The organism is Carbonatibacter coralli (genome assembly GCF_039592655.1).
Classification (GTDB): domain Bacteria; phylum Pseudomonadota; class Alphaproteobacteria; order Kiloniellales; family Kiloniellaceae; genus Carbonatibacter; species Carbonatibacter coralli.
This window is the reverse complement of record NZ_JBBUTJ010000005.1, coordinates 57,839-68,788: the sequence shown is the minus strand read 5'-3', so window position 1 is coordinate 68,788 and position 10,950 is coordinate 57,839. Positions and strand designations below refer to the sequence as shown.

The 10,950-nt window shown below is 56.0% G+C and carries 9 protein-coding genes; 4 read left to right on the top strand and 5 right to left on the bottom strand.

Features of this window, described 5'->3' with window-relative positions; genetic code table 11:
- Positions 1 to 125 precede the first annotated feature (125 nt).
- The 4 genes from AAAH10_RS12205 to AAAH10_RS12190 are packed head-to-tail and all read left to right on the top strand — an operon-like array spanning position 126 to position 5,480.
- A complete protein-coding gene (locus tag AAAH10_RS12205) occupies positions 126 to 863 on the top strand; it encodes an SDR family NAD(P)-dependent oxidoreductase (protein WP_343563928.1) in 738 nt (245 codons plus the stop codon).
- On the top strand, positions 836 to 2,443 hold the full coding sequence (locus AAAH10_RS12200) for an FAD-binding domain-containing protein (protein ID WP_343563926.1): 1,608 nt from the start codon (positions 836 to 838) through the stop codon (positions 2,441 to 2,443). Before AAAH10_RS12205 ends, AAAH10_RS12200 begins: the two co-directional genes overlap by 28 nt.
- 5 nt (positions 2,444 to 2,448) lie before the next feature.
- Positions 2,449 to 3,888 (top strand): cryptochrome/photolyase family protein, encoded by a 1,440-nt coding sequence (locus AAAH10_RS12195; RefSeq protein ID WP_343563923.1) that lies wholly within the window; start codon positions 2,449 to 2,451, stop codon positions 3,886 to 3,888.
- Between the two features lie 2 nt (positions 3,889 to 3,890).
- The gene (locus AAAH10_RS12190; protein ID WP_343563921.1) at positions 3,891 to 5,480 is read left to right on the top strand and encodes a cryptochrome/photolyase family protein; all 1,590 of its coding nucleotides are present in this window, start codon (positions 3,891 to 3,893) and stop codon (positions 5,478 to 5,480) included.
- A gap of 14 nt (positions 5,481 to 5,494) precedes the next feature.
- Here AAAH10_RS12190 and AAAH10_RS12185 read toward each other — a convergent pair whose 3' ends face one another.
- The 5 genes from AAAH10_RS12185 to AAAH10_RS12165 all read right to left on the bottom strand — a co-directional run bounded on the left by AAAH10_RS12185 (position 5,495) and on the right by AAAH10_RS12165 (position 10,908).
- A complete protein-coding gene (locus tag AAAH10_RS12185) occupies positions 5,495 to 6,583 on the bottom strand; it encodes an endonuclease/exonuclease/phosphatase family protein (RefSeq protein WP_343563919.1) in 1,089 nt (362 codons plus the stop codon).
- Positions 6,584 to 6,592: 9 nt separating this feature from the next.
- Complete coding sequence (locus AAAH10_RS12180) at positions 6,593 to 7,660, bottom strand: ABC transporter ATP-binding protein (RefSeq protein WP_343563917.1); 1,068 nt, start codon at positions 7,658 to 7,660, stop codon at positions 6,593 to 6,595.
- A 72-nt stretch (positions 7,661 to 7,732) separates the two neighbouring features.
- Complete coding sequence (ugpE, locus tag AAAH10_RS12175; protein WP_343563915.1) at positions 7,733 to 8,611, bottom strand: sn-glycerol-3-phosphate ABC transporter permease UgpE; 879 nt, start codon at positions 8,609 to 8,611, stop codon at positions 7,733 to 7,735.
- Between the two features lie 11 nt (positions 8,612 to 8,622).
- Positions 8,623 to 9,498, bottom strand: coding sequence for an ABC transporter permease subunit (locus AAAH10_RS12170; protein ID WP_343563913.1), 876 nt, complete (start codon positions 9,496 to 9,498; stop codon positions 8,623 to 8,625).
- A 108-nt stretch (positions 9,499 to 9,606) separates the two neighbouring features.
- Complete coding sequence (locus AAAH10_RS12165) at positions 9,607 to 10,908, bottom strand: extracellular solute-binding protein (protein ID WP_343563911.1); 1,302 nt, start codon at positions 10,906 to 10,908, stop codon at positions 9,607 to 9,609.
- Positions 10,909 to 10,950: the final 42 nt, after the last annotated feature.

Here is a 10,950-nt window from a genome sequence, read left to right as displayed (position 1 = left end):
GTTGCTGAAAGGTCTTTTTTCCTTTTTAGCGGAAGAACACGGCACAAGAAAGTTTCATATCACCTGATCCGCAGAACACCGGGAGAACGTAGAGAGAACAAACAAGACAATCCGGGATCAGGTCCATGAACACACACGCTCCCCTTGCCATTATTGCCGGTTTCAGCAGCACCATAGGCCGGGCCATGACACAACAGCTGCTGGACAGGGGCTGGACTGTTCTGGGCTTTTCAAGGCGCCCTGTTGATCTTCATCACGACAACCTGCTGCAGATCGCAATCGATTTTACAGATGAGGCCTCCATTGAAATGGCTGCGGGTTTCGCACGGGACGCCATAGCCTCCCGCAAGCAGACGCCCGACCTGATTCTCGAAACAGCAGGCATTCTGCACAGTGAGGATGTCAAACCAGAAAAAGCCCTTCGGGACATGAATATGGATGCCTTTTTGAAGGTTTTCCAGATCAACACTTTCGGCCCTGCCCTGATCATGAAGCATTTTCTCCCCCTGCTTCCCAGACAGAAGAAAGCCGTCTTCGCAGCGCTTTCGGCACGCGTGGGCAGCATCAGCGACAACCAGCTGGGGGGATGGTACGCCTACCGCGCCTCCAAGGCGGCCCTGAACATGCTGATCCGCAACGCTGCCATTGAAACGGGACGCAGGAACAAGAATGCCGTTATCGTCGGGCTGCACCCGGGAACAGTGGACAGCCCTCTTTCCAAACCCTTTCAGGGGGCTGTGCCGGAAGGAAAACTCTTCACAGCCGACTACTCTGCAGACCGCCTGCTCTCGGTTCTCGAGACCCTTACCCCGCAGGACAGCGGAGAGCTTTTCGCATGGGACGGGGAAAGGATCTCGCCTTGAGCCTGCAAATTGTCTGGTTCAAGCGGGACCTGCGGCTTCACGATCACGAAGCCCTGACGCGTGCTGCTGTCAAAGGCCCTGTCCTGCCGCTCTATATTCTGGAGCCGGAACTCTGGCAGCAGCCTGACATGAGCCAAAGGCACTATCTCTTTTTGCTGGAATGCCTCGCTGATCTCAACAGACACCTGACACGCCTGGGGCAACCCCTTGTGATCAGAACAGGGAATGCCTGTTCCGTCCTCTCTTCCCTCGTCAATGAACTGCGGGGTTCCAGCTTCGAGGTTGCGGGCCTCTGGTCGCACATGGAAAGCTGGAACAGCTGGACCTTCAAGCGCGACAGGGCGGTGCTGCAGTGGGCGAGAAACGAGGGACTGCGCTGGAACGAGCCCAGACAGTGGGGCGTTGATCGCGGAGACATCAACCGGGACCACTGGGCATCCCGATGGGAAGCCCGCATGCGACAGCAGGAATTTCTTCCGCCCTCCGCCTTGCAGCCTCTGCCTCGCATCCCGACCTTTTCCAGTGACAGTCTCCCGACACCGCAGGAGCTGGGACTGACCGGTGATCACTGCACAGACCGGCAAAAGGGCGGGCGCGAGGAAGCCCTGTCTCTCCTGCAGAGTTTTCTTTATACCCGCGGCGAACCCTATACCCGCGCCATGTCCGGCCCCCTTGAAGGAGCCGAAGCCTGTTCCCGCCTGTCACCCCACATGGCTTTTGGCACTCTGTCCATGCGCGAAATCCTCGCTGCAACAGAAATGCGCCAAAGGGAGGTCCTTTCAACATCCCCGGGCTTCAGGGGCCGCTGGCCTTCAGCCATGCGCTCCTTCTCCGGCCGGCTGCGGTGGCATTGCCATTTTATCCAGAAACTGGAAAGTGAACCCGATCTGGAATTCAGAAACCTGCATCCGGCCTACGACAATCTTCGGCCTTCCCCCGGAACAGACCCGAAAGCAGCTCAACGCTTCACAGCCTGGAGCGAAGGCCAGACAGGCTATCCCATGATTGACGCCTGCATGCGCTGCCTGCGGGCAACGGGCTGGATGAATTTTCGCATGCGATCCATGCTGATGAGCTTTGCCAGCTATCACCTCTGGCTGGACTGGCGCGAACCGTCCCTGCATCTGGCGCGCCTTTTTACCGATTACGAACCCGGAATCCATTACTCCCAGGCCCAGATGCAATCCGCCACAACCGGAATCAATGCAATCCGCATCTACAACCCCGTCAAACAGTCACAGGATCATGATCCCGAAGGGCTTTTCATCCGCAAATGGGTACCGGAGCTGTCAGGGATTCCGGACAGTTTCATTCACCAGCCCTGGCTTCATCCCGACCGTATTGGCGATTACCCCCTGCCTGTAGTCGGGGAAAAACAGGCCCGCCTTTTTGCAGCACAAAAGCTTTTCGGTTTGCGCAAAACGCCAGAGCACCGGGAACTGGCCCGGGCCATTTACGAAAAACACGGCAGCAGAAAACGCCCGTCGGAAAGGCTCACCCGCAAAAAAAAGAATTCTGCTCCAAAAACAGCCAGACCGCGTAAAAAGCAAGACAACACCCAACTTGATCTGCCACTTTAGGTTTCATGACACGCCCGATTCATATTCACTGGTTCCGACAGGACCTCCGCCTTCAGGACAACCCCGCCCTTCGCAAGGCCGCCGAAGACGGGGAACTTCTTCCCGTTTTTATTCTGGATGACGAGAACGCCGGCACGGATGCAATGGGCGCTGCCAGTCGCGTCTGGCTTCACCATTCCCTTGCCGCCCTGGATCGCTCCCTGAAAGGACATCTTCGCCTTTTCAGGGGCAGGGCCGAAGAGATACTGCAAAGCCTCGTTCAGGAAACAGGTGCCGGACGCATCACCTGGACACGCTGCTACGAACCCTGGAGACAGCAACGCGACAGAGAGATCAAGGCCACCCTGAAAAAGCAGGGCACCGAAGCCATCAGCCTGAACGGCAATCTGCTCTGGGAACCCTGGGAAATCAGCAAGGGCGACGGCACGCCCTACAGGGTTTTTACCCCCTTCTATCGCAAGGGTTGCCTCGCCGCCCAGGCACCAAGACCGCCCGTACCCGCACCGGAACAGCTGCTGTTTGCCAGACAGGAACTGGCTGAAGGTCTGGAGCTGTCAGCTCTGAATCTGCTTCCCTCCCGAAGCTGGGGGCATGACATGATGCAGCACTGGATTGCAGGCGAGGAAGGCGCACACGCACGCCTGCAGGAGTTCCTTCACAAAGGCCTCAAGGGGTACAAGGAAGACCGCAACATTCCATCACGTCCCAACGTTTCTCGGCTTTCCCCCTACCTTCATTTCGGGGAAATCTCTCCCAATCAGGTCTGGTATGCAGCCGAGGCACAGGGTTCTGTCCTCGATTGCGCGAGGGATCGGGATCACTTCCAGTCAGAACTGGGCTGGCGGGAATTTTCCCACAGTTTGCTGCATTACAACCCTTCCCTGAAAACACAGAACCTGCAAAGCCAGTTCGATGCCTTTCCGTGGGAAGACAATCCTGCCGCTCTGAGGGCCTGGCAACGGGGACAGACCGGCATTCCCATTGTCGACGCAGGCATGCGGGAGCTGTGGCAAACAGGCTACATGCACAACAGAGTGCGGATGATCGTCGGCTCCTTTCTGGTCAAGAATCTGCTGCTGCACTGGCATCATGGCGAAAGATGGTTCTGGGACACCCTGGTCGACGCCGATCACGCCAACAATTCCGCCAGCTGGCAATGGATTGCAGGGTGTGGTGCTGACGCAGCCCCCTATTTCCGGATTTTCAATGCTGTAACCCAGGGAGAAAAGTTCGACACGGACGGACGCTACACCCGCAGGTTTGTTCCCGAACTGGCCTCTGTTCCGGACAAATGGCTCTTCAAACCCTGGGAAGCACCGGCAGGGGAGCTGCAGATGGCCGGTGTCACTCTGGGACAGAACTATCCCCACCCTGTCGTCGACCTGGGGAAATCCCGCCAGAAAGCCCTCGCCGCCTATGACACCATCAAGCGCAAGAGTACCTGAAGATGGAAGCAGACAGAGCCGCAACCTCTGCCTTCCCTCTGCGCCCTGCTCAGAGGCCGGGCGGTTATCGCTCCCTGATTCTGATCATGGGGGATCATCTCAGTCACGAAATTTCCTCCCTGCAACAGGCTGATCCCGACCGGGATCTTGTCATGCTCTGCGAAGTGCGGGACGAAGCCACAAGCGTCAGACACCACAAAAAGAAAATCGCCTTCCTCTTCTCCGCCATGCGTCACTTCGCACTGGAACTGCGCGACAGAGGATTTTCCGTTCGCTATGTGACACTCGATGAACCCGGAAATACCGGCAGTTTTCACGGTGAAGTCACGCGGGCCATCGCCGATTTTGCACCCCGGGCGCTCTGCCTGTGCGAACCGTCGGAATACCGTGTCAAATCGGACGTGCTGTCGTGGGAAGAGGAATACTCACTCCCCGTTACGCTTCTGCCGGATGATCGCTTTCTCTGCAGTCCGCAGATGTTTGCAAACTGGGCTGCTGACAGGAAGCAGCTTCGACTGGAATACTTTTACAGGGATATCCGCAAGCGCTACGACATCCTGATGGATGGTAAAAGCCCCCTGGGCGGACAGTGGAACTACGATTCAGACAACCGGAAGTCCGCACCGGAAAACCTTTCCATCCCGACCCCGACCGTCTTTGAGCCGGACGACATTACCTCCGAAGTTTTCGACCTTGTCACAAGACACTTCGCGGATCACTTTGGTGATCTGCATCCCTTCTCCCTCGCCACCACACGCAAAGGCGCCCTGATCGTACTGCAGGAGTTCATATCCCAAAGATTGTCACTATTTGGAGACTTTCAGGATGCAATGCTGGAAGGCGAAGCCTGGATGTTCCACAGTCACATCAGCTTTTATCTGAATGTCGGCCTGCTCACTCCCATGGAGTGTATACGCGCAGCCGAAGACGCCCTGCATCGCGATGTTGCGCCTCTCAACGCCGTTGAGGGTTTCATCCGCCAGATCGCAGGCTGGCGGGAGTATGTCCGGGGTCTCTACTGGCTCAAGATGCCGGATTACAAAACGCTCAACCATCTTGATGCGAAACGGGAGCTACCGGATTTTTTCTGGACCGCACAAACCGATTTGAACTGTCTGAAACAGGTCATCACGGAAACGGGCCGCAATGCCTATGCCCACCACATCCAGCGCCTGATGGTTGTCGGCAACTTTTCCCTACTGGCCGGCCTTCATCCCGATGCTGTGAACGAATGGTTCCTGATCGTCTATGCTGACGCCTTTGAATGGGTCGAGCTTCCCAATGTGAGCGGCATGGCACTCTTTGCCGACGGGGGCATTATGGCGAGCAAGCCCTACGCTTCCAGCGGGCAGTACATTGACCGCATGTCCAACTACTGCAAGGGATGCCGCTACAGCGTCAGGGAGAAGACAGGCCCTGAAGCCTGCCCTTTCAACTATCTCTACTGGGACTTTCTGATCCGGAACAGGGACAGGCTGTCCGCCAATCCGAGGCTGGGAATGCCCTACCGCAATCTGGCACGCATGAGCGGGGAAAGGCAGCAGGCCCTTCAGGAGGATGCTGCTGCCTTTCTCTCAAAACTCGGGACCTGATGAGAACTGTTCCCCTAGCCAAACAGGCTGTCAGGCACTTCAAAAACCGCTGTAATCATCTCGTGATCGGAAAGGGGCTGGTTCTGGGCATCCAGCGCCGCGACAATCTCCGGATTGCGCCCCTGCAGTCCCTTGCTGGCAAACCAGTCAAGTTTCTTCGGAACATCCTGTGTCAGGGTAATGCGTGACGGACGGGTCGTCGCCCCGCGCATATTGGTCGACCAGTCATAACCGCGTTCTTCGGCTGTCTGGAACAGCATTTCCAGTTTCCAGTCAAAGTCCGGCAGATGGTTGCCCGTGTTGAGATCACCGCCGATCAGAACAGGGCGCCCTTCGGCATAGTGTTCCAGATGATTGATAAGCATGGAAATCTGGTGATTGCGATGAGCAATGCCGCCATTGCTTTCAAGGTGTGTCGACACCACGACCACCTCTCCACGATCAGTCTCCACCGTTGCAAAGAGCGCCATTCGCCCCCCGACACGTGCCTGGGACGGATCCTCTCCGTTCACACTCAGGCCCGAGAACCAGTGACCGTGCTCATCAAGGCGCAGCATCTGAACACGCTGCAGTGGAACCTTCGACAAGATCGCATTGCCGTGCCAGCCACAGCTGTTGAAATCGTCCTCGCAAAAAGCCAGTTCCGTTTCTGCACCAAGCCCCAGTTCCAGAAACTCGACTCCATAGGCGTAGGTCATCCCCAGATCAAAGGCGATCTCCCGCGTCGGATGACGCTGCCCTGTCCGGGCCATGCCACAATCCATTTCGGAAAGCAGAACAATATCAGCCCCGATCGAACGCAGCTTTGCCGCACTTCCTGCAGGATCAAGACAACGCTCCAGATTCCAGGCCGCAACGCGGAACCCTGTACCGGACAGGGTCTCCTGTCGTCCCTGTCGGCCACCGCGCTCGATACGGCTCATCGCAGGAGTATCCGCCATGGCTCTTCTGTGAACCGCAGAGGTTTTTTCCAGCTCCCTGATCGCAATGCGCTCTTCCTGGGCCAGGACCGGAAGCTCCTCGCAGCTTTCGGAGCTGATCGCACCCGAATAGGAGAAAAAGGCATCATCCTGCCGGGATTTCATAGGGGAAAGATCAGACATGCCCGCTCCTCAGATCCTGTTGCCGCTTTGCGAATCAAAAAGATGAATGTCGGCAGGATCGAACAGCACGACAGCCTCACCGGACGGCAGGGGCAGATCACTGTTCTGGCTCACCGTGACGCTGTGCTCACCGATCTGGCCATAGATCAGACGGTTTGCTCCCAGCTCCTCGACCAGATTGACAGAGAAAGGCAGGCTCACCCGGCCTTCAGCCGTTGTGCCTGCTGCTTCCAGCGACAGACGTTCCGGGCGAACGCCAAGCTTCACCTCGCTTTGGGACACGGTCTGTGACAGCGGAACCATCAGCCCTTCACCAAAAAGCGCCTGACCATTCCCGACCGAAACATCCATCAGGTTCATCGACGGAGAGCCAATGAAGCTCGCAACAAAAAGCGAGGCCGGTTTGTGATAGACCTCGTGCGGGGTGCCAACCTGCTCGATACGACCGTGATTGAGAACCACAATGCGATCGGCCATGGTCATGGCTTCGACCTGATCATGGGTGACGTAGACAGCCGTCACACCCAGACGCTTCTGGAGGCGTTTGATTTCAAGGCGCATCTGGGTGCGCAGCTTGGCATCCAGATTGGACAGGGGCTCGTCAAACAGGAAGGCTTCCGGCTCCCGCACAATCGCACGTCCCATGGCCACACGCTGGCGCTGACCACCAGAGAGCTGCTGCGGACGACGGTCCAGATATTCTTCCAGCTGCAGCAGACGCGCCGCTTCCTGCACGCGCTTTTCGATCTCCTCCTTTGAAAACCTGCGATTGATCAGGCCATAGGCCAGGTTCTTGCGCACTGTCATGTGCGGATAGAGCGCATAGTTCTGGAAAACCATCGCAATGTCGCGATCCGCAGGCTCCAGCGTGTTGATCACGCGATCCCCGAGACGGATTTCACCATCGGTAACAGTCTCAAGTCCCGCAATCATGCGCAGCAGCGTGGACTTTCCACACCCGGAGGGACCGACAAAGACCGCAAACTCGCCGTCCTCAATTGTCACATTGACACCCTTGGCCGCCTCGTGACCGTTTGGATAGGTTTTGACCACCGATGTCAGTTCAAGTTTCGCCATTTTACTTCTCTTATAAAAACAGTGTTGGGTTCAGATGCTGCCAGCAGCATCCCTCAAGCCATTCGGTGGCTGTTATTTTTCGGTCTCGACCAGTCCCTTGATGAACCAGCGCTGGAAGAAGATCACGATCATGACCGGAGGCAGCATCGCAATAATCGACAGGGCAAAGGCGCGGTTAAAGGCAGGAATCTTGCCTTCCTCGAGGACATTAACGACGTTCTTGATCCCCAGCAGCAAGGTGTAGAGGTTCTCGTCAGTGGTCATCAGGATCGGCCAGAGGTACTGGTTCCAGCCTACGACAAACATGATGATGAAAATCGCGGCAATCATGGTGCGCGACAGGGGCACAAGGATATCCCAGAAGAAACGCAGAGGCCCTGCATTGTCCAGACGTGCCGCCTCCAGAAGCTCATCCGGGATCGACTTGTAGTACTGCCGGAAGAAGAAGGTTGCCGTCGCAGAGGCAATCAGCGGCAGGATCAGCCCCGTATAGCTGTTCAGCAGTCCCAGCTGGGCCACAATCTCGTAGGACGGGATGATGCGGACCTCCAGCGGCAGCAGCAGGGTCAGGAAAATGATCCAGAAGAAGAAGTTGCCGAGGGGAAAGCGGAAATAGACAATCGCATAGGCGGCCGTCATGGAAATGATAATCTTCCCTATCGCAAAGCCAAGCCCCAGAATGATGGAGTTCTTGAGCATGATCCCTGCCCCGACTCCCTTGACCTGGTCGCTGTTGCCATCCGTTTCGGCAAAGAGTCCGGACTCCCCGCTCAGCAGACCGCTGTAGGTGCCCCAGAAGTTGTCCCCCAGCCAGAACTGAACACCTTCGCGGGCAATGTGCTCCGCAGTGTGCGTGCTGGAGGCAAAGGCAATCCAGATCGGCAGCATCAGAAAGACAATACCGAGGATCAGAATGACATGATTGAGGATGGTTTTGTGTTTGTTGTACATCACTCGCCTCCTCAATAGTGGATCTTCCGCTCAATATAGCGGAACTGGATAATGGTCAGGATCATGACGATGATCATCAGAATAACGGATTGCGCGGAACTGCCGCCCAGATCGGCGCCGAGGAAACCATCCTGATACACCTTGTAGACCAGGGTTCTGGTTTCTCCCCCGGGGCGTCCGCGGGTCAGGACATCAATAATCGGGAAGGTTTCAAACAGCGCATAGGTCAGGTTGATGATCAGCAGGAAGAAGGTCGTCGGTGCCAGAAGCGGAAAGACAATTGTCCAGAACCGTCTGGTGTCCGACTTGCAGTCAATGGCTGCAGCTTCCTTGACCGCCTTGGGAATGGACTGCAGGCCCGCCAGAAAATAGACGAAGTTCACACTCACCTGCTTCCAGACCGCAACCAGAATCAGAACAAAGGTCGCATCAAAGGCGTCGATCTTGTGATCGTAGTCCCAGAAGAAATTGAAAAAGGCATAAAAAGGCCCGAGGTGCTGGTTGAACAGGAACACAGCCATCAGGCCGGCAACCGCCGGAGCCACGGCATAGGCCCAGATCAGCAGCACCTTGTAGGTGGCCTGCCCCCGGATGACCACGTCGGCCTTAACCGCGAGAAAGAGGGCAATTGCCATGGAGAAAAAAGCGACAAAACTGGAAAAGATCACCGTAAAGAGCGCTGAATTGTAATAGCTCTCGCTGGTCAGGGCCTCGATATAGTTGTCAAACCAGACAAAGGTACTGCCAAGCCCCCAGGGGTCTTCCAGATAAAAAGAAAGCTGGACTGACTGGGCGGCAGGCCAGAGGAAAAAGATCGAAATAATTGCCAACTGCGGGGCAATAAAAATGTATGGCACCACGGAGTGCCCGAACAGTTGCTTTTTCATTTGGGAAATCACCCCGAAAACGCTGATGGAACAGGTGCCCGTCAGGCAGCCCGAATACAGGGAAGGAGGCCCCTGGAACAGGAGCCTCCGCCTCTTGAAGATCAGGGATTACTGACCGGTGCTTTTTGCGAAGCGGGCCAGCAGCTTGCCGCCTTCCTCATCCACAGTTTCAAAAACAGCTTCAGGTGTTGTCTCACCCGCGAAAAGCTTGTCGAACTGCTGGTTCATCACTTCACGGATTTGCAGGTAGAAACCGAGACGGTAGCCACGGGTCCACTCACCACCGGACAGGTTCAACTGCTTGATACCCACTTCGGCACCAGGCTCCTGCTCGTAATAACCTTCTGATTTCGCAAGGTCATAGGCCGCAGAAGTAATCGGAACATATCCTGTTTCCTTGTGCCAGAAGACCTGTGTTTCAGGAGAGGAGAGATGCTCGAAGAACGCAGCTGAACACTTGTTTTCTTCTTCAGACTTCCCGGAGAAGGCAAAGAGTGCAGCACCGCCGATAAAGGTGTTGTAGCCACCGTCCTGCTTGGCAATCTCGTTCCAGTACGGCAGGTATGTTGTGCCGAAATCAAACTGGGCTGTTGTTTTCAAACCGCCAAAGGAACCGGAAGAACCGAGCCACATCGCGACCTCTTCCTTTTCAAACGGCACGCGGTTGTCACCCCACTTGGAACCGTAGTAACCGTACCAGCCCTTGTCCTTCCACTCTTTCGCCTTTGTGAAGTGGAATACCAGATCGTCATTTTTGAACTTCAGTTCCTTGGACGCACCGTCATAGCCGTTGCCATTGTCGGAAATCTGCAGGTTATGACGGGACATGAAGTTTTCAGTCCAGATCCATGGTGTGTGAGACTGGGACAGCGGAATGAAACCGGCTTCAACCAGCTTTGGCGCAATGGCTTCGAACTCTTCCCAGGTTTTTGGCGCTTCAACACCGGCCTTTTCCAGCGCAGCCTTGTTGAAGTAGAGAACAGGAGTGGAGGAGTTGAACGGCATACCGATCATCTTGCCTGACGGATCCGTGTAAAAGTTCCGGATACCTGCGATATAGTCTTCGGAATCGAAATCGTGACCCGCTTCAGTCATCAGGTCTTCAACAGGATAGGCCGCACCCTTCGCATAGATGATGGAAGCGGAACCGGCTTCAAAGATCTGGATGATGTTTGGTGCTTCGCCCGCACGGAAAGCAGCAATACCGGCTGTCAGGGCTTCCTCGTAGGACCCCTTGTAGATTGCTTCGATGGAACAGGCAGACTGGGAGCCATTGAAATCGCTTGCAATGGTGTTCACGGTTTCACCAAGTTTGCCGCCCATTGCGTGCCACCAGGTGATGTTGGTCGCTGCATGCGCAGAACTTGCCAGAAGAGCCGCTGTCGCAGCAGCAGTAACAAAACGAAGCATTGAATTTCTCCAATTTGTGGGGGCAACGCCCGGGAATGAGAG

Excerpts from the sequence above, each read along its gene's own strand:
- AAAH10_RS12190 (WP_343563921.1), top strand. The coding sequence starts at position 3,891 with ATGGAAGCAGACAGAGCCGCAACCTCTGCCTTCCCTCTGCGCCCTGCT.
- AAAH10_RS12185 (WP_343563919.1), bottom strand. The coding sequence starts at position 6,583 with ATGTCTGATCTTTCCCCTATGAAATCCCGGCAGGATGATGCCTTTTTC.
- AAAH10_RS12205 (WP_343563928.1), top strand. The coding sequence starts at position 126 with ATGAACACACACGCTCCCCTTGCCATTATTGCCGGTTTCAGCAGCACC.
- AAAH10_RS12195 (WP_343563923.1), top strand. The coding sequence starts at position 2,449 with ATGACACGCCCGATTCATATTCACTGGTTCCGACAGGACCTCCGCCTT.
- AAAH10_RS12180 (WP_343563917.1), bottom strand. The coding sequence starts at position 7,660 with ATGGCGAAACTTGAACTGACATCGGTGGTCAAAACCTATCCAAACGGT.
- AAAH10_RS12165 (WP_343563911.1), bottom strand. The coding sequence starts at position 10,908 with ATGCTTCGTTTTGTTACTGCTGCTGCGACAGCGGCTCTTCTGGCAAGT.
- AAAH10_RS12200 (WP_343563926.1), top strand. The coding sequence starts at position 836 with ATGGGACGGGGAAAGGATCTCGCCTTGAGCCTGCAAATTGTCTGGTTC.
- ugpE (WP_343563915.1), bottom strand. The coding sequence starts at position 8,611 with ATGTACAACAAACACAAAACCATCCTCAATCATGTCATTCTGATCCTC.
- AAAH10_RS12170 (WP_343563913.1), bottom strand. The coding sequence starts at position 9,498 with ATGAAAAAGCAACTGTTCGGGCACTCCGTGGTGCCATACATTTTTATT.